Source organism: Lysobacter helvus (genome assembly GCF_018406645.1).
In the GTDB taxonomy this organism is placed as follows: Bacteria; Pseudomonadota; Gammaproteobacteria; order Xanthomonadales; family Xanthomonadaceae; genus Noviluteimonas; species Noviluteimonas caseinilytica.
This window is the reverse complement of the sequence record NZ_AP024546.1, coordinates 565,527-587,214: the sequence shown is the minus strand read 5'-3', so window position 1 is coordinate 587,214 and position 21,688 is coordinate 565,527. Positions and strand designations below refer to the sequence as shown.

Below are 21,688 nucleotides of genomic sequence, written 5' to 3'. Positions count from 1 at the left end.
GAATGCGCTGGCGCGCAGGGGCGCCAGCGAGGTGATTGCATGGGATGCAGGCACGCAGCGTGGTCGATGCTCCTCCTGGGCGGCCTGTTCACATCGGCCGCCTTTGCGCAGTCGACTTCCACCACGACCACCCCCGCGCCTGCGACGGCGCCGGCCACCCCCGCCTGCGGCACGCGCGCCCCCGGCGACACGCGCCCGCGCATCGGCCTGGCCCTCGGCGGCGGCGGCGCGCGCGGCATCGCGCACGTCGCGATCCTGCGCGAGATCGAAGCGCGGCACATCCCGATCGACTGCATCGCCGGCACCAGCATGGGCGCGCTGGTCGGCGGCTTGTACGCGTCGGGCATGTCGGTCGACGACATGGAACACCTCGTCACCTCGACCGACTGGAAACGCCTGTTCGACGATTCCATCGAACGCCCCGAGCGCACCTACCGGCGCAAGCAGGACGACCGCGATGCCCTCGCCACCGTCGGCGTCGGCATCGGTGGACCGCGCGGGCTGAAGCTCTCGCCCGGCGTGCTGCAGGGCGAACGCATCCTGGCGATGTTCGAACAGGCCACGCTGGGCGTGAGCCGCGTCGAACACTTCGACCAATTGCCGATCCCGTTCCGCGCGGTGGCCACCGACCTCAACACCGGCGACCCCGTGGTGCTGGACCACGGCAGCCTGGCGATGGCGATGCGCGCGAGCATGTCGCTGCCCGGCATCTTCCAGCCGGTGGAAATCGGCGGGCACGTGCTGATCGATGGTGGTGTCGCCGACCAGGTGCCGATCGATGTGTTGCGCACGATGGGCGCGGACGTGCTGATCGCGGTGGACGTGGGCACGCCGCTCGAGAAACTCGATCGCGACGCCAGCCTGCTGCAGGTCGTTTCGCAGATGACCGGCATGCTCACCACCGGCAACACGCGCCGCATGCTCGCCACGATGGGCGAAGGCGACGTGCTCATCGTGCCGGACCTCGGCACGGACGTGGCCACCAGCGATTTCGACAAGGCGAAGGAAGCGCTCGCGATCGGCGCGCGCGCCGCGGAAGCAGCGCGACCGCGCCTGGCGCGCCTGGCCGCGAAGGACGACGCGGCGTATCGCACCGCGATCGCGCAACGGCCCGTGTTCGACAACCAGCCGCCGATCATCGAGTTCGTGCGCCTGGACAACCAGACCGACTACGCCGACGCGATGCTGCTCGCGCAACTGGACATCGACATCGGCAAGCCGCTGGACGCGGCGAAGGTGGAAGAACACGTGCTGCGCGTGTACGGCTTCGGCACGATGGCCAGCGTGACGTACGAAGTGGTGGAGGAAAACGGCCGCACGGGCATCGTGGTGAGCGCGCGCCCGAAACCGCAGGGCCCGAATTACCTCCAGTTGGGCCTCACGCTGAGCAACGATTTCCAGGGCGGCTACGACAGCAACCTGCGCATGGGCCTGCTGTTCGCGCCGCTGTCGCCGTTCGGCGCCGAGGCGCGCGTCGTGTTGCAGATCGGCAGCGAACCGGGCCTGTCGGCGGAGTACTACCACCCGTTCGACATCGCCAACCGCTACCTCCTCCACGCCGAGGCCGCTTACGCCAACCCGAACATCCGCGTGTACGACAGCAATGGCCACAACACGGCCACGTACGACGTCGCCACGCTCGGCGTCGAACTGCAGGTGGCGCGCGAATTCGGCAACTACGGCACCGCCGGCTTCGGCCTGGAGCGCGGCAGCGGACACGCGAGCGTGCAGACCGGCGACCCCGCGGTACCGTTCAACTTCGACACCGGGCGCCTGTCCGCCTTCGTGTCGATCGATCGCCTCGACAGCCTGTTCTTCCCGCGCAACGGCTATGGCACCAACCTGGCGTACACGATCGCGCGCGACTGGCTCGGCAGCGACAGCGAATACGCGCAGCTGGATTTCGACGTGCTCGCCGCGAAGTCCTTCGGCCGCAGCGCCATCCAGGGCGGCGTGGGCTACCACGCCACCACGCAGGGCACGCTGCCCGTGCAGGACCGCTATCGCCTCGGCGGGCGCGGGCAACTCGTGGGGTTCCGCCAGTTCGAACTGACCGGCCAGGACTACGCGGTGGTGTACGGCGGTTACACGTGGCAGCTGGCGGAGGTGTTCGGGCGTTCGGCGCTGGTGGGCGGCACGCTGGAATACGGCAACGCGTGGGAAAAACGCAGCGACATGGACTGGGCCGACGGCATCTGGAACGCGAGCCTCTACATCGGCTTCGATTCGTGGGTGGGGCCCATGCTGTTCGGGTACGGCTGGCGCGAAGGCGGCAACGGCGTGCTATTCCTGGAGATCGGCAAACCGTTCTGATCGTGGCGCACGTAAGCGATACTCGCCGCATGCCCAAGCCGATCCTCAGCCTCGTCGCCGCGCTCGATCGCCACCGCGCGATCGGACGCGGCAATGCCTTGCCGTGGCACCTGCCCGCGGACCTGAAACGCTTCAAGGCGCTCACGCTCGGCAAGCCCGTGCTGATGGGGCGCAAGACGGCCGAATCGATCGGCCGCGCGTTGCCGGGGCGTCGCAACCTCGTGCTGACGCGCAGCGGACGCGTGCCGTTCGACGGGATGGAAGCGGTGGACTCGATCGATGCGGCGCTGGCGCTCGCCGACGACGAACTCAGCGTGATCGGCGGCGGCGAAGTCTACGCGCTGTGCCTGCCGCGCGCGGATCGGTTGCACCTCACGCACGTCGACACGATCGTGGCAGGCGCCGATGCGTTCTTCCCGGCGTTCGATGCCGCGGCGTGGCGCGTGACCCATCGCGAAGCGCACGCGGCCGACGAACGGCATGCGTTCGCGTTCGAATTCATCGACTACGACCGCGCGTAACCTCACTCGTCGCGCGCGGGCACCGCCGGGAGCGGACGGTGGTACGGCGGACGCGGCTGCGGCGGATTGGCGGGCACGTCGCGGCCCGGCACCTGGATGACGCGCAGTTCGTCAGTGTCCAGCTGCAACGCGGTGAGCTTGCCGCCCCACACCGCGCCGGTATCGATCGCATGCACGCCGTGGCCGAGGAACAGGCCCAGCGTCGACCAGTGCCCGCATACGATCTTGAGATCGCGCTCCGCACGGCCCGGCACTTCGTACCAGGGATACAGGCCCGGTTGCTGCGTGCCCGGCGCGCCTTTCTCTTCGAACGCGATGCGCCCGCGGGGCGAGCAATAGCGCAGTCGCGTGAACACATTGATGATCGCGCGCTCGCGCTCGATGCCGCCGAGGCCCGGCGACCACGCCGGCTTGTCGCCGTACATGTTCTTCAGCAGCTTGCGGTAGCCCTCGCTGCGCAGCTTGCGCTCGACTTCGCTGGCGTGTTTTTCCGCGAGCGTGGTGGTCCACTTCGGCGCGAGGCCCGCGTGCACCATCATCCAGCCGAGCGCGCGGTCGGCGTGCAGCAGCGGTTGCAGGCGCAGCCAATCGAGGAGTTCGCGCGCGTCGTCGGCGAACAGCACGCGTTGCAGGTCGGGGTTGACCTTGCGTTGTTCGTCGGGACGGCGTTCGCCGATCGCGAGCAGCGACAGGTCATGGTTGCCGAGCACCACCACGCTCTGCGCGCGCAGCGAATGCACGAGGCGCAATGTTTCGAGCGACTGGCCGCCGCGGTTCACGAGGTCGCCGCAGAACCACAGGCGATCCTGCGCGGGGTCGAAGCGCAGGCGTTCGAGCAGGCGCTGCAACGGGTCGTAGCAGCCTTGCAGGTCGCCGATCGCGTAGGTGGCCATGCGCGCGCGTGCCCGTCAGTGCAGCGTGCGCGGGGTGGTCAGCGTGAACGGCGGGATGGGCGCGGCGAAGCGCGTGCCGTCGTCCGCCAGCATGTCGTAGCTGCCGCGCATGGTGCCGAGGCTGGTTTCGAGGATGGCGCCGGAGGTGTACTGGAAATCTTCGCCGGGCCGGAGCCACGGTTGCTCGCCCACCACGCCTTCGCCCACGACTTCCTCGACCTTGCCGTTGGCGTCGGTGATCACCCAGTGGCGGCCGAGCAGGCGCGCCGGCACGGTGCCGCGGTTGCGGATGCTGATGGTGTAGGCGAAGACGTAGCGGCCTTCATCGGGCGCGGATTCTTCGTCCAGGAAGCGGGTGTCGACATCGATGTCGAACGCATAGGCAGCGGTGTCCGTCATGCGTGCAGTTTAGCCGCAAGCCGTTGGATGTCGCGCGAAGGCCCGTGCGGGCGGGCGCTCAGGGCGTGGGCAGGTTCGCCAGGCGCACGAAGCCGGCGACGTCGATCTGTTCGGCGCGCGCGTCCGGGCGCAGGCCCGCGGCTTCGATCATCGCGGTGTCGGCCACGCCCTGCAGCGCATTGCGCAAGGTCTTGCGGCGCTGGCCGAACGCGGCGCGGACCACGTGCGTGAACCGCACCGGATCCTGCACGCCCATCTCGCCGGGCGCGCGCGGCACCATCCGCACGACCGCCGAATCGACCTTCGGCGGCGGACGGAACGCCCCCGGCGGCACCTTGAACAGCGGCACGACGCGGCAGTAGGCCTGCAGCATCACGCTCAGCCGCCCGTACACCTTGCTGCCGGGTTCGGCGGCCATGCGGTCCACCACTTCCTTCTGCAGCATGAAGTGCATGTCGCGGATCGCGCCCGCATGTTCGAGGGCGTGGAAGAGGATGGGCGAGGAGAGGTTGTAGGGCAGGTTGCCGACGAGGCGGATTTGTCCGTCCGTGCCTTCGACGTCCTTGGCCAGCGCGGTGAAATCCACCTGCAGCACGTCGCGATGCACGATCGTGAGCCGGCCGTGCGCCTGCGCCGCTTCGGTGAGCGGGGCGATGAGGTCGCGGTCGAACTCGATCACCGTCAGCGCGCCGTGGCGATCGAGCAGCGGGAAGGTGATCGCGCCCTGGCCGGGGCCGATTTCCACCAGGCGATCGCCGGGCTTGGGATCCACCGCCTGCACGATCTTGTTGATGACGCCCTTCTCGTGCAGGAAGTGCTGGCCGAGGTGTTTCTTCGCTTCGCGCTGGAAGCCGGGGCGCGCCTCGCTCATGCCGCGACTGCCTTGCGCGCCATGCGCGCGCAGGTGTCGACGGCGGCGAACAGGCTCGACGGATCGGCGATGCCGCGACCGGCGATCGACAACGCGGTGCCATGGTCGACGGCCACGCGCGGGTAGGGCAGGCCGAGCGTGAGGTTCACGGCGCTTTCGAATCCGCTGTACTTGAGCACCGGCAATCCCTGGTCGTGGTACATCGCCAGCACTGCGTCGACGTCGCGGAGTTTCGCGGGCAGGAACGCGGTGTCCGCGGGCAGCGGGCCTTCGAGGTGCAGGCCTTGCGCGCGCAACGCGGCGATGACCGGCGCGATGACGTCGAGTTCTTCGCGTCCCATGTGCCCGTCTTCGCCCGCATGCGGATTGAGTCCGAGGACGGCGATGCGCGGTGCCACGATGCCGAAGCGCGTGCGCAGCGCGGCGTCGACGATGCGCAGCGTGCGCGCGAGCGAATCGGCGTTGATCGCATCCGGCACGTCGCGCAATGGCAGGTGCGTGGTGGCGAGCGCGACGCGGACGATGGCGTTGGCCAGCATCATCACCACGTCGCAGCCTGCTTGCCGCGCGAGCAGTTCGGTGGTGCCGGTGTAGGCGATGCCGCCGTCGTTGATCGCGGCCTTGTGCACCGGGCCGGTGACGAGGCCATCGAACGCGCCGTCGAGGCACGCGCGTGCGGCGGTTTCGAGCGCGGCGATGACGGCGCGTGCGTTTCGCGGATCGGCGCGGCCGAATTCGACCGCGACTGCATTCGGGATGGCGTGCAACGGCAGGTCGCCGGGACGCGTGGCAACCGCGTCGGCAGGCAGCAACTGCAGCGGTAACGACAACGCGCGGGCCGCGGCCACCAGCGTGTCGCCGTCGCCGAAGGCGACGAGCGAACAATCACCACGCGGCTGCTGCGCCAGGCGCACGCAGAGTTCGGGACCGATGCCGGCCGGTTCGCCCGGCACCAGCGCCAGCCGCGGCGGCGACATCTCAGCCGCCGCTTGCAGGCGCCTGCGGCTGCGCGGCGGGCGCTGCAGGGGCTGCAGGCGCGGCGCCGGCCATGCGCATTTCGACGTAGGCCTCGCCGCGCATTTCGCGCAGGAAGCGGTTGTATTCGTCTTCCAGCTTGCGACGGCCGATCGCTTCGCGCATCTGCGCCTTGCGCGACTTGTCCGCCGTGCCCTGGCGCGTGCCGATGCGCTGCACGATGTGCCAGCCCGCATCGCTGCGGAACGGCTTGGACACCGCGCCGTCGGCGAGCGAAGCGACCTGCGCGCCGAACGTCGTGCCGAACTGGTCGGCCGGGAACCAGCCCAGGTCGCCGCCGGAGGCCTTGGTGCCTTCGTCTTCGGAATCGGACTTGGCCAGCGCCTGGAAATCGGCGCCGCCGGCCAGGCGCGCGGCGATCGTGTCGACCTTGGCGCGCGCTTCGGCTTCCGGATGCGTGGCATCCACGCGCACGAGGATGTGGCGCGCGTTGAATTCGGTGACCGGGGCGGCGGCGTCGCCGGCGGCGTCGCGCGTTTCCACCAGCTTCAGCAGCTGGAAGCCGCTCGGGCCGCGCACGGGGCCGATGACCTGGCCGACCTGCATGGTGCGGATGACGTTGGCGAACGTGCCGGGGATTTCATCGAGGGCGCGCCAGCCCAGGTCGCCGCCTTCCAGCGCGTTCTGGCTGTCGGAATAGCGCACGGCCGCGGCCGCGAAATCCATTTCGTTCTTGTCGAGCAGCGCCTTGACGCCTTCGATCTTCTTCTGCGCGACGCCGATCTGTTCCGGCGTGGCGCCGTCCGGCAGCGCCACGAGGATGTGCGCCAGGTGGTACTGCGTGGTGTTGGCCTGCGCGGCCATCGCGGCTTCCACTTCCGAATCGCTGACCTGGATGCGGCCCTGCGCGAAGCTCTGGCGCAACTGCTGGATCAGGATTTCGTCGTGGATCGAGCGGCGGAATTCTTCCCACGTCTGCCCGCCCTGCTCGACCTGCTGGCGGATCTGCGCCGGCGTGAGGCTGTTGCCCTGGGCGATGCGGCCGATGGCGGCGTCGATGTCTTCCTCGGTCGCCTTCAGGCCGTTGGACTCGGCGCGCGCGACCTGCAGCTTGTTGAGGATCAGGCGCTCGAGCACCTGGCGCTCCAGCACGTCGGCCGGCGGGAGTTGGTCTTCCTTGCCGGCGTACTGGTTGGTGATGTTGCGCACCGCGCGGTCGAGCTCGCTGTGCAGCACGACGTCTTCGTCGACGATCGCCACCGGGTGGTCGATCGGGACGAGCGCCTGGGCGCGGGCGGGCGCGGGCACGGCAAGCAGCACGCCGGCGGGCAGCGCGATGGCGAGGGCGCCGGCGAGCGCATGGCCGGCGAAACGGGAAGCAAAGGTCATGGCGTGGGGTCCGGATCCGAATCCGTTGAGGGCTGGGCCGTGGCTGTTTCGGGCGGCACCAAGTAGAGATCGCCGCGATTGTAGCCAAGGATGGCCCGGCGCAGCGTCTTGCGGGTGTCCTGCCCGGCCGAGCCGAGGCCTTTCAGTTCGATCTCGAGCATGATGCCGCGGCTCAGCTCGCCCTCGCGATTGTGCACGTAGCGCCGGCCGACAAGCCGAACCGCGATGCAACAGCTGTCCCACTGGACGCCGAGGACCTGTTCCAGCGGCTTGCGGTCGAGGATCGAGTAATAGTCGCGCCCGACCACGCTCCAGGTGTCGTTGACGGGGTACAGGAAGGAGAAGTCCACCTGGTCCGAGACGTCGCGGCGGAAGCGGTAGGCGAGGTTGACCACGCCGTCGTCGGGCAGCAGGTAGCGGCCGCGCACGCTGACCAGGTCCTTCTGGCGCAGCTTCGGGTTGTACTGGTACGAACCGCCGAAGGTCCAGCGGTCGGTCGGCGCCCAGCCCACGTCCGCCACCCACGCCGACTTGCCCGCGAGGATGGGCTGTTCGCCGGGGAGCACGACCCGGGAATCGTCGAAGTACTTGATCTGGCCGATGCTCGCGCTGAAGCGCTCGCGGCCGTCGGATTCGCGGATCAGGCGCGAGGTCAGCGCGATCGTCAGCTGGTTCGCATCGGCCTGGCGGTCCGCGCCGGAATACCGGTTGTCGCGGAACATCTGGCCCCAGCTGAAGGTGAGCGCGCCGGTGTCGAACGCCGGCAGCGTGTCCTGGTTACGGAACGGGCTGTACAGGTAGAACATGCGCGGTTCGAGCGTCTGCAGGAACGACTGCCCGTGCAGGCGCGTGCTGCGGTCGAAATACAGGCCGGCATCGACGCTGCCGATCGGCTGGCTGCGCGAGGGCGACTTGGCTTTCACGACGGCCGCGAGCTGGTCGTCCAGCTGGTAGGCGGTGTAGCGCCACGCCAGCGTCGGGCGCACGAACCAGCTCGCGCCCTCCAGCGGCAGCGAGACGTAGGGCTTGATGTCCAGGCGCGAACCGGCGGCGCCCACGAACCGGCCCTGCGTGCCGAACGGCGCGCCCGGCGGCGGCGCCTCGAACACGGCCTCGTCCTTCTGGAAGCGCACCGCTTCGGCGTCCACGCCCGCGGACAACCACGGCCGCAGGCGCTGGTCCCACGAAAAGAACGCGCGCGGCATGCGGTTGTAGGCGAGGCTGACTTCGCTGAGCGTGTAGTCGGCGAGCTGCCAGTGGTCGGCCATGAGGCCGGCGCTCCAGTGGCGGCCGCGTCCGTACAGGCCGGCGTCGCTGTACGCCGCGTACACCGAGATGCCGTTGATGCTGCTGTTGAAATCCTCGAAGTACCGCGGATCGCTGATGTGCAGCAGGTTCACGCGCGCCTGCCAGCTGCGCGAGAGGTTCTGGAACCCGTTGAAGGCGCCGAAGTAGCGCTTGTCGTAACCCTCGTCGTCGCGCAGGTCGTCGTGCGGCATGTACGCGCCCGACACCGACGCCTGCCCCTTGGTGCCCAGGTAGCGGAATTCGCCGCCGAGCTGGATGCCGCGCGCGGTCATGATCCGCGGATACAGCGTGGCGTCGTAGTTGGGCGCCAGGTTGAGGTAGATCGGCTGCTTGTAGTCGAAGCCGTTGCGGCTGGAGTTGGACGCCGACGGGAACAGCAGGCCGGTGTGGCGGCGCTCGTCGATCGGGAACTCGAACCACGGCACGTACAGCACCGGGATGCGGCCGATCCGCAGCACCGCGTTGTGCGCGACCGCGAAGCCTTCGGCCGAATCCACGTCGATGCGCTTGGCTTTCAGTTCCCAGTGGCGATCTTCGGGATCGCACGTGGAGTACGTCGAATCGTGCAGGCTGCCCTGCGCGCCGTGCAGGTTGATGCGCGAGGACTCGCCGTTGCCGCGGCGCGAGACCAGCTGGTATTTCAGGTCGTCGATCTGGTGTTCGTCGGCCGCCTGGTTGCCCTCGGCGTGTTCCGCGGTCAGGCGCATGCTGCTGTCCTGGTAGCGGATGTTGCCGTCGGCGACGTAGTGCTCCTGCTCGCTGTCGTAGGTCAGCCGGTCGGCGCCCAGGAACTGGTCGCCGCGGCGCAGCGCGACGTTGCCCTGGAACTGCGGCGCCACGTCCGTGCCGCTGAGGGTGTCGCCTTCGATGTCGGTGGGCGACTGGGCGCGGTCCAGCGGCGTCTTGCCCAGCGTGATTCCGGTGGCCGGCACGTCCTCGAACTCGGGCACCGCCTGGGTCAGCGGGCACAGGCTGAAATCGTCCTGCATCTTCTGTGCCCGCACGTGCGCGGACAAGGAGAGGCCGATGCACAGGGCGAGGGGGGTCAGTCTGAGGCTGGCACGCACGCGAACATCCGTGGTCGGTGAAGATCGGCGGGCAGCATAACGAAATTCGTACGTTCACTTCCCCTGAACATCCCGGCCGCGGGCTTTGTCCACACTCCGCACGGCCGTGGTTTTCCCGGCCACGCCCCCATCTGGAAGGCATCCCCCGCATCACGAGGTCAACGATGGACAAGACGCCCGCCACCGCGCCCGCCACCGCGAAGAGCGATGCCGAATGGCGCGACCAGCTCACGCCGGAGCAGTACGCGATCTGCCGATGCTCGGCCACCGAGCGCGCGTTCACCGGCAAGTACTGGGACCACAAGGCCGATGGCGTGTACACGTGCGTCGCCTGCGGCACGCCGCTGTTCCTGTCGGATGCGAAGTACGACTCCGGCAGCGGCTGGCCGAGCTTCTTCGAACCGGTCTCGCCGAGCGCGGTGACCGAACACGTCGACGAAACCCACGGCATGCGCCGCGTGGAAATCCGCTGCGCCAGCTGCGAATCGCACCTGGGGCACGTGTTCCCCGACGGTCCGCCGCCCACGGGCCTGCGCTACTGCATCAATTCGGCCTCGCTGGATTTCCATCCGGTCGCCGAAGTCGGCGGCGGTTAACCCGCGGGCGCAAGTCCCGACAGCGCCGCCACGTGCGCGACGCTGGCTTCGCGCAAGGCCTGCAGGTCGTACCCGCCTTCGAGCATCGACACGACGCGCCCGTCGGCATGGCGTTGCGCGATGTCGACCAGCGCCTGCGTGAGCCAGGCGTAGTCGCCCGCCTGCAGCTGCAGTTGCGCCAGGGGATCGCGCCAGTGCGCGTCGAAGCCCGCGGAAATGAAGACGATCTGCGGGCGGAAGGTGTCCAGCGCGGGGAGCAGGTCGCGCGACCACGTCGCGCGGAAGGCGTCGCCGCCCGCGCCCGGCGGCAGCGGTGCATTGAGGATGTTGCCCGCGCCGTGTTCGTCGCGCCGGCCCGTGTCGGGATACAGCGGCATCTGGTGCGAACTCAGGTACAGCACGCGCGGATCGGTTTCGAAGATCGCCTGCGTGCCGTTGCCGTGGTGCACGTCGAAGTCGACGATCGCGATGCGTTCCAGGCCGCCGTGGTCACGCGCGTGCGCCGCGGCGACCGCGATGTTGTTGAACAGGCAGAAGCCCATCGCGACGTCGATGGTCGCGTGGTGGCCCGGCGGACGCACGGCGCAGAACGCGCGGCGTGCGTGGCCGTGCAGCACCGCATCGGTGGCGGCGATGCCCGCGCCCGCGGCGCGCAGTGCGGCTTCGGCGGAGGCGGGCGAGAGGATCGTGTCGGGATCCAGCTGCACGCGGTCCGGCGATTTCGTTTCGAGCACGGTGGCCAGCAGGCTGGCGTCGTGCACACGCAGCAGCTGGCCGCGCGACGCGCGCGGCGCGTCATGCAACGACAGCGACGGGAATGCGCCCTGCAGCGCTTCGAGCACGGCGGACAGGCGTTCGGGGCGTTCGGCGTGGCCTGGGCCGGTGTCGTGCAGCAAGCAGGCGGGATGCGTCCACAACTGGGTCGCGACGCCGCGGCTCATGTGCGGCGCTCGTGTTTCCACAGCACTTCGCCATGGCCCGAGTCGCGCGCGAGCACGCGCGCCAGCACGAACAGCAAGTCGGAGAGACGGTTGAGGTAGCGGATCGCTTCGGGCCGCACGGCATCGTGGCGCGCGAGCGTCACGGTCTCGCGCTCCGCGCGACGGACCACGGTGCGCGCGACGTGGCAGCGTGCCGCGGCTTCACCACCGCCGGGCAGGATGAAATCCTTCAGCGGCGGCAGCGGGTCGTTGTAGGCATCGAGCTGGTCTTCGAGCGCCTTGACGTCGGCTTCGTGGATCGCCGCATGGCCGGGGATGCACAACTCGCCGCCCAGGTCGAACAACTGGTGCTGGATCGTGGTGAGCAGCGCGGCGATCGCCTCGCCCTGCGGACCGGGCAAGGGCGCGCTTGCGAGCAGCAGGCCGATCGTGGAATTGGCTTCGTCGACGGTGCCGTAGGCGGCGACGCGCGCCGAATCCTTCGCCACGCGCGTGCCATCGCCGAGACCGGTCGTGCCGTCGTCGCCGGTCTTCGTGTAGATCTTGCTGAGGCGGTTACCCACGCGGTGCGGCGTGCCGGCGGACGGTCAGACCGTCTGTTCGCGCAGCGCCGGCACGTGGCGGCGCAACAGCGCGAAGCCGCCGAACAGCAGCGCCGAGTACGCCAGCGTGCCGAGCAGCGTCCACTTGAAGAAGGGGATGCCCGCGACGTACGCGGCCACCAGGCCCTGCGCGTTCTGCGGATACATCGTGCCGCCGAACCACGTGCCGAAGTTGGTCACGAGGAAGAACAGCACCGAGCCCAGCAGCGAATAGCCGAGCACGCGGCCGCCGGTGACGCGGCCGCGCAGGCCGAAGCCCAGCACCGTCGACAGCGCGATGCACGCATACACCAGCCAGAAGCCGGCGCTGGCGAAGTATTCGAAGTACACGCCGCCGTTGACCAGGCCCAGCGCTAGGTCGGACACGAACATCGCGACGAGCGGGACGACCAGCGCCCACTGGCGCGCGGCGAAGTACGCACCACCGAACAATGCGATCGCTTCCACCGGCGAGAAATTCGGCGGATGCGGCAGCAGGCGCGTCAGGGCCGCGATGAAGATCAGGCCGGCAAGCGCGACCGGACCGGGCGCGAGGGTGGGGGCGGTGGGGTTCGACGGGGCGCGGTTCATCGGGCGTGCGTCATGGGTCGGCGGGAGCGGGGCGCTAGCATACTCCACCCGTCCCCCACGCCCGGTCACGCGATGCAGCCCCCGGATCACCCCGCAGACGCCCGACACGACGTCGCCATCATCGGCGGCGGCCTCGTCGGCGCGAGCCTCGCCATCGCGCTGGACCGCATCGGCCGCCACGTCGCGCTGGTCGAAGCCGCGCCGCCCGGCGCGCTGCCCGCGGTGTTCGACGAACGCAACCTCAGCTTCGCCGAAGCGACCGTGCACGGCCTGCGCGCGCTCGGCGTCTTGCAGAAGCTGCGTGCGCCGGCCGGTGCGATCCGCCGCATCCACGTGAGCCGGCAGGGCGATTTCGGCCGCGTGGTGCTGGACGCGAAGGAGCATGGGCGCGAGGCGTTCGGCCAGGTGGTCGTCGCGCGCGACTTCGGCCAGGCCCTGGAAGCACGCTTGTCGGAATGCACGCGCGTCACGCGATACCGGCCGATGCGGTTCGAAGGCAGCGACCCGGGCGACGGCGCGCGCACCTTGCGCCTGCGCGATGCCGACGGACAGGAGAAGACGATCGCGGCGCGCCTGCTGGTCGGCGCCGACGGCACGCGCAGCGGCGTGCGCGAATCGCTCGGCATCGGCGCGGACGAACGCGATTTCGGGCAGACCCTGTTCGTGGCGCGCGTGCGTGCGGAACGTGCCCCCGACGGCACGGCATACGAACGCTTCGGCCCCGACGGCCCGACGGCGTTGTTGCCGCGCGGCGACGGCCATTTCGGTGTCGTGCATGGCGTGGCGCGCGCGGACGCGGACGCCGTGGCCGCGCTCGACGATGCCGCGTGGCTCGCGCGCATCCAGGCGGCCTTCGGCTGGCGTGTCGGGCGCCTGCTCGCCACCGGCCCGCGCAGTGCGTATCCGATCGTGCAGGTCGTGGCGCGCGCGCTTGTCGCCGATCGCGCGGCGATCGTGGGCAATGCTGCGCAGACGCTGCATCCGATCGGCGCGCAGGGCTTCAACCTCGGCTTGCGCGATGCGCTCACGTTGGCCGAACTGATCGAAGGCCACGACGATCCCGGCAACGCGACGTTGCTCGGCGAACACGCGCGTCGCCGCGAAGACGATCGCAATGCGACGCTGCAATTCTCCGGTGGCCTCGCCACACTGACCGCAGGCGACGACGCCACGTTGCGTCCGCTGCGCAGCCTCGGGTTCGCCGCCGTTGCGCGCCTGCCGGCGTTGCGCGCGCACCTCGTCGGTGGCGCACTCGGATATCGCGGCGACGTGCCGCGGCTGTGCCGGGGCGACGCATGAGCCGGCGCGGTCGGCGGGATGCGCTGGTCGTCGGTGGCGGCGTGGTCGGCTGCGCCGCGGCGTTGTCGCTCGCGCAGGCGGGGCTGGACGTTGCGCTGATCGAAGCGCAGCCGCCCGCGCCGTGGTCACCGGAAAAACGCGACCTGCGCGTGTATGCCTTCGCGCCCGACAACGCGGCGTGGCTCGATGCGCTGGGCGTGTGGCCGGCGATCCGCGACGCACGCGTTCAACCGTATCGCCGCATGCGCGTGTGGGATGCCGCGGGCGGTGAAGCGCTTGCGTTCGACGCCGATCGCCTGGCGCGCGCCGAACTCGGCTGGATCATCGAGCATTCTTTGCTCGTCGATCGGTTGTGGTCGGCCTTGCCCCGCGCCGGCGTGCACGTGGTCGCGCCTGCGCGCGCGGCTGCGCTGGAGCCGCACGACGACGGCGTGCGCGTGCGCCTGGACGACGGCACGCAGATCGATGCGCGGCTCGTGCTCGCGGCGGACGGCGCCGACTCCGCGGTGCGCGCGCTCGCGGGCATCGAGGTGGAGCGCCGCGACTACGAACAGAAGGGCGTCGTCGCGTTCATCGCGAGCGAGCAGCCGCACGAGGACACGGCGTGGCAGCGCTTCCTGCCGACGGGGCCGCTCGCGTTGCTGCCGTTCGTGGGCGATGGCAACGCGCAGGTCAGTTCGATCGTGTGGACGTTGCCGAACGACGAAGCCGATCGCGTCCTCGCCTTGCCGGACAACGGCTTCGGCGACGAACTCACACGCGCCTTCGGTCGTCGCCTCGGCGCGTTGTCCTTGCATTCGAAGCGCGCCGCGTTCCCGCTGCGACGCCAGCTCGCGTCTGCGTACGCGCAAGGCCGCGTGCTGCTGCTCGGCGATGCCGCGCACGTGGTGCATCCGCTCGCCGGGCAGGGCGTGAACCTGGGCCTGCGCGATGCGCATGCGTTCGCGCAACTGGTGGACGAAGCGCAGCAGCGGCGCGGCGATTTCGCGTCCGCCTCGCGCATCGCACGCTGGGCGCGCACGCGTCGCAGCGAGAACGCCACCTCGGCGCACGCCTTCGGCGCGATCAACGCGCTCTTCAGCAACGACGACATGGCGCCGACGCTGCTGCGCGGCCCGCTGCTCGGGCTTGCAGGCAAGATGCCGGAAGTCGCCCGCGCGTTGTGGCGCCACGCGGCGGGCGTCTGACCGAAAAGGAAACGCCGGCCCTTCGGCCGGCGTTTCGATTCACGACGTGCGCGGGTGGGATCAGTCGATCCAGCCCTTCATCTCTTCCTTCGACAGGCGCCCGTTGTGGTTGGCGTCGACGACACGGAATTCGCGCATCAGGTCGGCGTTGCCGCTGGCCTTCACTTCCGCGCGGCTGATGTTGCCGTCGCCGTTCTTGTCGAGCGCCGACCAGTCGACGTGGTAGTTCGACGAGATCGAGTCCGGCGCGTGCGAAGTGACGCTCGTCGGATTAGCGGCCGGCGGCATCGCGGTGCCGGTGGGTTCACCCGTCGGCGGCGTCGGCGGCATGGGCGGCATCGGGGCACCCGGGGGCGGGGCTTCCGGCGGCATCGGCGGCGGCGACGGGGGATTGGGCGGCATCGGGGCGCCCGGCGGCGGGGGCGGCGGAGGCGGCATGTCGGTCGGCGGCACCGGCGGGACCGGCGGGACCGGCGGGACCGGCGGCGTCGGCGGCGTCGGCGGCGTGGGGGGCGTCGGTGGCATCTGCGTCTGCGGATCGGCCGGCGGCGTGGTCTGGCTGGCGTCCTGCGCGAATGCGGACGTCATCGCCAATGCGGCGCACGCGCCGAGCAGTGCGTGGAAAAGCCTGGAACGAACGAAGGTATTGCGAACCATGGTGCGGGCACTCCCTGCGGGGGAAGCCCGGACCGTAGAAGCGATGCGATCAAACAAGCGTCAATTCACGCGACCGCCGATCGCCACCATTCAGGCGGCAAGCTCAGCCATAAGTCGTCAATGCGCCGTCGACATCGCGAGCACCGTGATCTCTTCACGGTCGTGGTACAGCTGCCGGGCGCGCACGCGCAGCGGACGCTGCGCTTGTTCCTCGAACATCGCCAGGCACTCGCGCGTCTCGTCCCAGCGCTTCTTCATCGGCAGCTTGAGGTTGAAGATCGCGTGGCGGCACCAGCCTTCGCGGAACCACTGCGCCATGCGCGCGGTGACTTTCTTCGGCGACTCGACCATGTCGCACACCATCCAGTCGAGCGGCTTCGGCGGCGACCACTGGAAGCCATCGGCACGCAGGTGTTCCACCAGCCCCGTATCGAGCACGTGCTGCCGCAGCGGGCCGTTGTCGATCGCGGTGACGCGCACGCCGTTGCGCGCGAGCACCCAGGTCCAGCCGCCCGGCGCGGCGCCGAGGTCCGCGGCGCGCATGCCGGGCTGGACCAGGCGCGCGCGTTCTTCCGGATCGAGCATCACGACGAGCGCTTCCTCGAGCTTCAGCGCGCTGCGCGACGGCGCATCCGGCGGCGTGCGCAGGCGCGGGATGCCGCTCGGCCACGGCGACGCATCGCGCGGATGGCCGCTCGCCAGCAATGCGTGGTCGCCCGAAAGGAAACACACGTGCAGGCGCGGCAGGTGCGGATCCGCGCTCGCTGTCAGCAAACCCGCCTTGCGCAACGCAGGCCGCAACGCATTGCCGAAGCTGCGCGCCAGCCCCGCGAGCGGACGCGCTTCATCCGAATCGGGATGCTCGACGATCAGGTCGCCGAACGCCGGTTGTTCGAACAACGCCGCGAGGATCGGCGTGATGCGGTCCTTCGCGTCGAGGTCGCGCAGTTCGGCGAGCAGGCGCAGTTTCTGGCGCGCGAAGATCAACGCCTGCAGCGGCAGCAGTTGCGCGAGCGCATGGCCCTGCGTGCTGAAGAATTGCACGTAGCCGGTGTTGCGTTCGGCGCGCGCCCAGCCCGCATCGCCTGCTTGCGCAGCACGTTCGCCGAGTTCCGCCGCCAGTTCGGGTTCGAAGCCGGGCCGGCAGTAGCAGAGCAGGCCGTTGGCGCGGGCATCGCTCACGCCCGTGCTCAATAGAAGGTGCCGCCGCGCTCGCCGTACGTGCGCAGGACATCGCACGCGGCGTCGCGGTGCAGGTCGCGCGTCACCGCGATGCCGCGGCGTTCCAGTTCGCCCACCCAGTCGGCGGGCAGCGGGCCTTCGTCGAATTCGGTCAGGCGCATCACGTCTTCGGCGCGCGCGCCGATCAGCAAGGCATCCACGCCCGCCCAGAACGTCGCGCCGTAGCACTGGCAGCACGGTTGCGCGGAGGTGGCCAGCACCATCGGGCCGGCGCCCTGGCCCGGTGCGGATTCGTTGAGGCGCGCGCGCTGCAGGCGTTGCTGCGCGAGCATGTACGCCATCGTTTCGGCGTGCGCGAGCGAACAGCTGTGCGGCAGCACGCGATTGACGCCGACCGCGACCACGCGATCGTCCGGCCCGAACACCGCAGCGCCGAACGGACCGCCGCTGTTCGCTTCGATGTTGCGGCGCGACAGGTCGATCGCGAGCGCCACCTTGTCTTCGTCGCGCGCATACACGCGCGTGGTGTCGACCGCGTCGTGCACCCACGCGGGCAGGGTGAGGTGGACCTGCGCATACAGCATCAGCGCACCGTCGCCGTCGGCGCGGGCGCCGGATCGATCACCGGGTCCACCGCGGCGCGCGGCGCGATGCAATGCCCGTTGGCGCAGCGGCAGCCGCCGGGGAGGGCGGTGCAGTGCGTGTCCACCGCGCAATCGGCATCCACGCGGCACGTGGGACCGGGCTGGACGGGGACGGCGGGCTGCGGCCGGGACGGCGTCTGGCTGTCGACGGGCGCGCACGCGACCAGGATCGCCGCAGTGCAACACGCGACCAGGATTCCCCGCACCTGCATGCCCGGCAGCGTCATGCCCCTGCACTCCATGTGTCGCGCAGCGTCACGCTGCGGTTGAAAACCGGCTTGTCCGCGCGGTGGTCCTTGCGGTCCGCCACGAAATACCCGATGCGCTCGAACTGGAAGCTCTGCTCCGGCGCAGCGGTCGCGGCGGCCGGTTCCACCCAGCCCTGCACGGTGGTGCGGGAGGCCGGGTTGAGGTGGTCGCGGTAGGTCTTGCCGTCGGCGTCGTCGTCGGGATCGGCCACCGAGAACAGGCGGTCGTACAGGCGCACTTCCGCCGGCACCGCGTGCTGCGCGCTGACCCAGTGGATCGTGCCCTTCACCTTGCGGTCGGCGCCGGCCATGCCGGGGCGCGACTCGGGATCGAGCGTGCCGCGCAGTTCGACGATCTCGCCGTTCGCGTCCCTGATGACTTCATCGCAGCGCACGATGCCCGCGCCGCGCAGGCGCACGTCGCCGCCGGGGACCAGGCGCTTCCAGCCCTTCGGCGGGACTTCTGCGAAGTCGTCGCGCTCGATCCACAACTCGCGCGAGAACGGGATGTCGCGCTCGCCGAAGGACGCATCCTTCGGATGGTTGGAGAAGCGCAACGATTCTTCGTGACCCTCCGGCAAATTGGTGAGCACGAACTTCAGCGGCGAGAGCACCGCCATGCGGCGCGGCGCGGCGGCGTCGAGGTCTTCGCGCAGCGTGTTCTCGAGCACCGAGAAGTCGATCATCGAGTTCTGCTTCGACAAGCCGAGGCGCGAGACGAACAACTTCAGCGCACCCGGCGTGTAGCCGCGGCGGCGGATGCCCTGCAGGCTCGGCATGCGCGGATCGTCCCAGCCATCGACCAGGTTTTCCTGCACCAGCGCCATCAGCTTGCGCTTGCTCATCACCGTGTAGTTGATGTTGAGGCGCGAGAATTCGATCTGGCGCGGCTTGCTCGCTTCGAACGGCAAACCCTTGGCCTGCAGGGGTGCAACGAGTTCCGGGTGGTGCGCCAGGTCCACCTTGTCCACGCACCAGTCGTACAGCGGGCGATGGTCTTCGAACTCCAGCGTGCACAGCGAATGCGTGATGCCTTCGACCGCGTCGCTCAGCGAATGCGCGTAGTCGTACATCGGGTAGATCGGCCAGGCATCGCCGGTGTTCTGGTGCGTGACGTGCTTGATGCGGTACAGCGCGGGGTCGCGCAGGTTGATGTTGCCGCTGCCCATGTCGATCTTGGCGCGCAGGGTGCGCGCGCCGTCCGGGAACTCGCCCGCGCGCATGCGGCGGAACAGGTCCAGGTTTTCCTCCACGCTGCGATCGCGGTACGGCGAATTGCGGCCCGGCTCGGTCAGCGTGCCGCGGTACTCGCGCACCTGTTCGGCCGTGAGGTCGCAGACGAAGGCGTCGCCCTGCTTGATCAGTTTTTCGCCGGCCAGGTACAGCACGTCGAAGTAATCGGAGGCGTGGCGCAGGTCGTGCCAGTCGTAGCCGAGCCAGCGCACGTCGTCCTGGATGGCGGCGACGTATTCGGGGTCTTCCTTCGCCGGGTTGGTGTCGTCCAGGCGCAGGTTGCACACGCCGCCGAATTCCGCGGCGATGCCGAAGTCGGTCCAGATCGCCCGGGTGTGGCCGATATGGAGGTACCCGTTGGGCTCCGGCGGGAAGCGCGTCTTGATCGCCTGCTGGCGGCCGGCGGCCAGATCGTCGCGGACGATCTGGCGGATGAAGTCCTGCCGGACGGGGGTGGCGTCGTCGGCGACGGTGTCGCCCGGAACGGAGTGCTGGATGGACACGGTGGGGGTGCGCTGCGATGGCGATTTCGGGCCGCGAGTTTAGCCGAGCGGCCTGTTGCGGCGCGGGAATGCGTTCTCTGGCACGGAAGTTGCGTGATAGTCACCACAGTAATGCGGGGAGGGTCGGATGCGGGACGGCCAGGGGGACTGGGCGGGCGCATGGCAACGGGCGACGGGGTTCTGCCTCTTCGCCGCGCTGCTGCTCTCGCCGTTGCTGGCCGCTGCCGTGGCGCAGCGGCCGGCGCCGTCCCGCATTCCGGAGGGGGAAGCCCTCCACGTCCCCGCCTCGCGGATCCCGGTGCGCATCCGCCTGGCGGTGCCGACCGCGGCCGATTCCGGCGCCTCGTTGTGGGTGCAACGCGCCCCGGTCGACGAGGTGTGGATCGAACAGGGGGCCTGGCGCTCGGCCTCGCAAGGCTTCTTCAAGCCCGAGGCCGAGGGCCCGGCGTTTCCCTCCGGCTTCGTCTTCGACCTCCCGGCCGACGCCAACAAGACCGGCATCGACCTGCTGGTGCGCTCCCGCGCCCCGGTGACCCTGCGTCCGCAGGTGCGCACCGACACCGTGGTGGCGCAGGCGCGCGAGCGCTGGGCGGTGATGTCGGGGGCGACCTACGCCGGGCTGCTGATGCTGGCGATCGTGGCGCTGTCGTTGTTCGCGGCGGTGCGCGATCGCGTGTACCTGTCGTTGCTTGCCTTCGGGGCCAGCGCGCTGGCGTGGCTCGCCGCGCTCAGCGGGCATGCGTATGCGTGGCCATGGGCGTCGTGGATCGCGTTGTGGGGCGTGCAGGGGATCTGGGCCCTGGCGATGCTGCATTGCGCAGCGGCGGCCTGGCTCGCGCAGCATTACGCGGCCCTGGCCGATACCTCGCCGAAGCTGGCGCGGCTCGGCGATTCGTTGCGCTTCGCAACCCTTGGCCTGGCCGCGGTGGCGCTGGTGCGCCTCGACGCGCTGGTGCCGATCCTCGACTGGGCGGTGCTCATCGCCGGCGCGCTGACCCTGGCCTACGGCGTGGCGGCCACGTTCATCGCGGTGCGCCATCGCATCTGGAACAGCCCGTCGGTGTTCACCATCGTGCTGGTGCTCGCCGGCGCGTGCCTGCTGCGCGCGTGGGCGCCGATGGTGCTGTCGGGGTTCTGGGTGCGCTCGGGGATGCAGCTCGCGCTGCTGGCGTGCGTGCTGCTGGTGACGATCGGGATGATCGGGCGCATCGCGCACGTGCGCGACGAACGCGACCGCGAACGCCTCGCGCGCGGCGACAGCGAACGCCGCCTGGAACGCGAAGCGGCGCGCGTGGACCTGGTGCAGCAACTCCAGCGCCGCCTGCGCGAACTGCCGCCCGGCGACCTGGAATGGGCCGCGTTCCGCAGCGTGTTCGAACGCCTGCTGCCGCTGCTGCAACTGGAATCGGCGGCGCTGGTGGCGTACGGCTTCCACGGCTTCGACCTGCTGCTCGCCGAACCGATTTCGAGCAAGCCGCATTACACGGACCTGCTGTCCTCGCGCCTGGGCATGATGAAAGGCCTGGCGCGCACGCAGGCGCCGGTGCAACTGCAACTCGGCAACGGCGATGCGCTGCACCTGTCGCACGCGGTGGTGCCGCTGCCGATCCGCGCGCCGGGCTGGGGCGTGTTGTTGCTGCGGCGCGCGGACGGCTCCAGCTTCAGCGATGAAGAACTGGCGCTGGTCACCGACTTCGGGCGCCTGGCCGTGCAGCACGCGGACGAAGCCGCCGCCGCGCTGACCCTGCGCAAGTCGGCGGAACTGGATGCGCTGACCGGCACGTTCAACCGGCGCACGATCGACCTGTGGTTGTCGCGGTGCTTCAGCGAAGCGCATCGCGAGGATGGGTTGCTGTCGGTGCTGTTCGTGGACATCGACCACTTCAAGTCGATCAACGACACGCACGGGCACGCCGCGGGCGATGCGTGCCTGCGGCAGATCTCGGAGGTGCTGCGTCGGCAGTTGCAGCCCTCGGACCTGCTGGGCCGTTACGGCGGCGAGGAATTCGTGATCGTGCTGCCCGGGCGCAACGGCGACGACGCGCGCCAGCTGGGCGAGCGCATCCGCGCGGCGGTGGAACTGGTGCGCCTGGAATACGAAGACAAGCCGATCCGCCTGACGGTGAGCGTGGGCGTGGCGACGCGGCTGGCGCGCGAAAGCGATCCGGCGGCCGCGGTGTCGCGCGCCGACCAAGCCTTGTACGCGGCCAAGCGCAGCGGCCGGAACCGGGTGAACGTGGCGCCGGCGGTGTTCACGTAGGTCGCGCGGGCGGCGTCTTCGGCTAGGCTT

Annotated in this window: 20 protein-coding genes; 6 read left to right on the top strand and 14 right to left on the bottom strand. The window is 69.9% G+C overall.

Translation table 11 applies throughout. The features are described from left to right. The first annotated feature begins 66 nt into the window (after nt 1-66). Together LYSHEL_RS03005 and LYSHEL_RS03000 are read left to right on the top strand one after the other, a co-directional pair. Nucleotides 67-2,313, top strand: a complete 2,247-nt coding sequence (locus tag LYSHEL_RS03005; RefSeq protein ID WP_213435548.1) for a patatin-like phospholipase family protein — start codon at nt 67-69, stop codon at nt 2,311-2,313. A gap of 29 nt (nt 2,314-2,342) precedes the next feature. Continuing rightward, nucleotides 2,343-2,834, top strand: a complete 492-nt coding sequence (locus LYSHEL_RS03000; protein ID WP_213435547.1) for a dihydrofolate reductase — start codon at nt 2,343-2,345, stop codon at nt 2,832-2,834. A 2-nt stretch (nt 2,835-2,836) separates the two neighbouring features. Here the strand turns inward: LYSHEL_RS03000 and LYSHEL_RS02995 are convergent, their stop codons facing one another. Genes LYSHEL_RS02995 through lptD form a run of 6 tightly spaced genes read right to left on the bottom strand, consistent with a single transcriptional unit; the run spans nt 2,837 to nt 9,736 of the window. Further along, complete coding sequence (locus tag LYSHEL_RS02995) at nt 2,837-3,727, bottom strand: symmetrical bis(5'-nucleosyl)-tetraphosphatase (RefSeq protein ID WP_213435546.1); 891 nt, start codon at nt 3,725-3,727, stop codon at nt 2,837-2,839. 15 nt (nt 3,728-3,742) lie between these two features. Next, complete coding sequence (gene apaG / locus LYSHEL_RS02990) at nt 3,743-4,126, bottom strand: Co2+/Mg2+ efflux protein ApaG (RefSeq protein ID WP_213435545.1); 384 nt, start codon at nt 4,124-4,126, stop codon at nt 3,743-3,745. Between the two features lie 58 nt (nt 4,127-4,184). Continuing rightward, nucleotides 4,185-4,997 (bottom strand): 16S rRNA (adenine(1518)-N(6)/adenine(1519)-N(6))-dimethyltransferase RsmA, encoded by an 813-nt coding sequence (gene rsmA / locus LYSHEL_RS02985; RefSeq protein ID WP_213435544.1) that lies wholly within the window; start codon nt 4,995-4,997, stop codon nt 4,185-4,187. Further along, nucleotides 4,994-5,974, bottom strand: a complete 981-nt coding sequence (pdxA, locus tag LYSHEL_RS02980) for a 4-hydroxythreonine-4-phosphate dehydrogenase PdxA (protein ID WP_213435543.1) — start codon at nt 5,972-5,974, stop codon at nt 4,994-4,996. The genes rsmA and pdxA overlap by 4 nt, the downstream gene beginning before the upstream one ends. Before the next feature lies 1 nt (nt 5,975). Further along, the gene (locus LYSHEL_RS02975) at nt 5,976-7,361 is read right to left on the bottom strand and encodes a peptidylprolyl isomerase (protein WP_213435542.1); all 1,386 of its coding nucleotides are present in this window, start codon (nt 7,359-7,361) and stop codon (nt 5,976-5,978) included. Then, a complete protein-coding gene (gene lptD, locus LYSHEL_RS02970) occupies nt 7,358-9,736 on the bottom strand; it encodes an LPS-assembly protein LptD (RefSeq protein WP_213435541.1) in 2,379 nt (792 codons plus the stop codon). The genes LYSHEL_RS02975 and lptD overlap by 4 nt, the downstream gene beginning before the upstream one ends. 164 nt (nt 9,737-9,900) lie before the next feature. Here lptD and msrB point away from each other — a divergent pair, with 164 nt between their 5' ends. Further along, nucleotides 9,901-10,332 carry a peptide-methionine (R)-S-oxide reductase MsrB gene (msrB, locus tag LYSHEL_RS02965; RefSeq protein ID WP_213435540.1) on the top strand — a complete coding sequence of 144 codons (432 nt, stop codon included), beginning with the start codon at nt 9,901-9,903 and terminating at the stop codon, nt 10,330-10,332. On the opposite strand, the gene LYSHEL_RS02960 is transcribed toward msrB, so the two are convergent. From LYSHEL_RS02960 to LYSHEL_RS02950, 3 genes are read right to left on the bottom strand one after another with little or no spacing between them, the layout of a single operon-like run. After that, nucleotides 10,329-11,273: a histone deacetylase family protein gene (locus LYSHEL_RS02960; protein WP_213435539.1), complete on the bottom strand. Its 945-nt coding sequence runs from the start codon at nt 11,271-11,273 to the stop codon at nt 10,329-10,331. The two genes, msrB and LYSHEL_RS02960, sit on opposite strands and share 4 nt — an antisense overlap. Continuing rightward, nucleotides 11,270-11,836 carry a cob(I)yrinic acid a,c-diamide adenosyltransferase gene (locus LYSHEL_RS02955; protein WP_213435538.1) on the bottom strand — a complete coding sequence of 189 codons (567 nt, stop codon included), beginning with the start codon at nt 11,834-11,836 and terminating at the stop codon, nt 11,270-11,272. Before LYSHEL_RS02955 ends, LYSHEL_RS02960 begins: the two co-directional genes overlap by 4 nt. A 24-nt stretch (nt 11,837-11,860) precedes the next feature. Further along, nucleotides 11,861-12,445 (bottom strand): DUF6580 family putative transport protein, encoded by a 585-nt coding sequence (locus tag LYSHEL_RS02950; protein ID WP_213435537.1) that lies wholly within the window; start codon nt 12,443-12,445, stop codon nt 11,861-11,863. Between the two features lie 72 nt (nt 12,446-12,517). Here LYSHEL_RS02950 and ubiH point away from each other — a divergent pair, with 72 nt between their 5' ends. Together ubiH and LYSHEL_RS02940 are read left to right on the top strand one after the other, a co-directional pair. Further along, nucleotides 12,518-13,744, top strand: a complete 1,227-nt coding sequence (gene ubiH, locus LYSHEL_RS02945; protein ID WP_213435536.1) for a 2-octaprenyl-6-methoxyphenyl hydroxylase — start codon at nt 12,518-12,520, stop codon at nt 13,742-13,744. Further along, complete coding sequence (locus tag LYSHEL_RS02940; RefSeq protein ID WP_213435535.1) at nt 13,741-14,931, top strand: FAD-dependent oxidoreductase; 1,191 nt, start codon at nt 13,741-13,743, stop codon at nt 14,929-14,931. The genes ubiH and LYSHEL_RS02940 overlap by 4 nt, the downstream gene beginning before the upstream one ends. Nucleotides 14,932-14,991: 60 nt before the next feature. On the opposite strand, the gene LYSHEL_RS02935 is transcribed toward LYSHEL_RS02940, so the two are convergent. The 5 genes from LYSHEL_RS02935 to LYSHEL_RS02915 form a co-directional block, all read right to left on the bottom strand. Continuing rightward, complete coding sequence (locus LYSHEL_RS02935; protein WP_213435534.1) at nt 14,992-15,519, bottom strand: EF-hand domain-containing protein; 528 nt, start codon at nt 15,517-15,519, stop codon at nt 14,992-14,994. Between the two features lie 186 nt (nt 15,520-15,705). Continuing rightward, nucleotides 15,706-16,770 carry a 23S rRNA (cytidine(2498)-2'-O)-methyltransferase RlmM gene (gene rlmM / locus LYSHEL_RS02930; RefSeq protein ID WP_213435533.1) on the bottom strand — a complete coding sequence of 355 codons (1,065 nt, stop codon included), beginning with the start codon at nt 16,768-16,770 and terminating at the stop codon, nt 15,706-15,708. Between the two features lie 8 nt (nt 16,771-16,778). Continuing rightward, the gene (locus tag LYSHEL_RS02925; RefSeq protein ID WP_213435532.1) at nt 16,779-17,354 is read right to left on the bottom strand and encodes a nucleoside deaminase; all 576 of its coding nucleotides are present in this window, start codon (nt 17,352-17,354) and stop codon (nt 16,779-16,781) included. Then, complete coding sequence (locus LYSHEL_RS02920) at nt 17,354-17,641, bottom strand: hypothetical protein (RefSeq protein ID WP_213435531.1); 288 nt, start codon at nt 17,639-17,641, stop codon at nt 17,354-17,356. The genes LYSHEL_RS02925 and LYSHEL_RS02920 overlap by 1 nt, the downstream gene beginning before the upstream one ends. Next, the gene (locus tag LYSHEL_RS02915) at nt 17,638-19,392 is read right to left on the bottom strand and encodes a glutamine--tRNA ligase/YqeY domain fusion protein (protein WP_213437537.1); all 1,755 of its coding nucleotides are present in this window, start codon (nt 19,390-19,392) and stop codon (nt 17,638-17,640) included. The genes LYSHEL_RS02920 and LYSHEL_RS02915 overlap by 4 nt, the downstream gene beginning before the upstream one ends. Before the next feature lie 133 nt (nt 19,393-19,525). Between LYSHEL_RS02915 and LYSHEL_RS02910 the strand changes: the two genes are divergently transcribed. Beyond that, the gene (locus LYSHEL_RS02910; RefSeq protein ID WP_213435530.1) at nt 19,526-21,658 is read left to right on the top strand and encodes a diguanylate cyclase; all 2,133 of its coding nucleotides are present in this window, start codon (nt 19,526-19,528) and stop codon (nt 21,656-21,658) included. Nucleotides 21,659-21,688: the final 30 nt, after the last annotated feature.

Excerpts from the sequence above, each read along its gene's own strand:
- LYSHEL_RS02920 (WP_213435531.1), bottom strand. The coding sequence starts at position 17,641 with ATGACGCTGCCGGGCATGCAGGTGCGGGGAATCCTGGTCGCGTGTTGC.
- msrB (WP_213435540.1), top strand. The coding sequence starts at position 9,901 with ATGGACAAGACGCCCGCCACCGCGCCCGCCACCGCGAAGAGCGATGCC.
- LYSHEL_RS02950 (WP_213435537.1), bottom strand. The coding sequence starts at position 12,445 with ATGAACCGCGCCCCGTCGAACCCCACCGCCCCCACCCTCGCGCCCGGT.
- LYSHEL_RS02935 (WP_213435534.1), bottom strand. The coding sequence starts at position 15,519 with ATGACGTCCGCATTCGCGCAGGACGCCAGCCAGACCACGCCGCCGGCC.
- pdxA (WP_213435543.1), bottom strand. The coding sequence starts at position 5,974 with ATGTCGCCGCCGCGGCTGGCGCTGGTGCCGGGCGAACCGGCCGGCATC.
- LYSHEL_RS02995 (WP_213435546.1), bottom strand. The coding sequence starts at position 3,727 with ATGGCCACCTACGCGATCGGCGACCTGCAAGGCTGCTACGACCCGTTG.
- LYSHEL_RS02975 (WP_213435542.1), bottom strand. The coding sequence starts at position 7,361 with ATGACCTTTGCTTCCCGTTTCGCCGGCCATGCGCTCGCCGGCGCCCTC.
- LYSHEL_RS02910 (WP_213435530.1), top strand. The coding sequence starts at position 19,526 with ATGCGGGACGGCCAGGGGGACTGGGCGGGCGCATGGCAACGGGCGACG.
- LYSHEL_RS02960 (WP_213435539.1), bottom strand. The coding sequence starts at position 11,273 with ATGAGCCGCGGCGTCGCGACCCAGTTGTGGACGCATCCCGCCTGCTTG.
- apaG (WP_213435545.1), bottom strand. The coding sequence starts at position 4,126 with ATGACGGACACCGCTGCCTATGCGTTCGACATCGATGTCGACACCCGC.
- ubiH (WP_213435536.1), top strand. The coding sequence starts at position 12,518 with ATGCAGCCCCCGGATCACCCCGCAGACGCCCGACACGACGTCGCCATC.
- LYSHEL_RS02940 (WP_213435535.1), top strand. The coding sequence starts at position 13,741 with ATGAGCCGGCGCGGTCGGCGGGATGCGCTGGTCGTCGGTGGCGGCGTG.
- LYSHEL_RS02925 (WP_213435532.1), bottom strand. The coding sequence starts at position 17,354 with ATGCTGTATGCGCAGGTCCACCTCACCCTGCCCGCGTGGGTGCACGAC.
- LYSHEL_RS03000 (WP_213435547.1), top strand. The coding sequence starts at position 2,343 with ATGCCCAAGCCGATCCTCAGCCTCGTCGCCGCGCTCGATCGCCACCGC.
- LYSHEL_RS03005 (WP_213435548.1), top strand. The coding sequence starts at position 67 with ATGCTCCTCCTGGGCGGCCTGTTCACATCGGCCGCCTTTGCGCAGTCG.
- rsmA (WP_213435544.1), bottom strand. The coding sequence starts at position 4,997 with ATGAGCGAGGCGCGCCCCGGCTTCCAGCGCGAAGCGAAGAAACACCTC.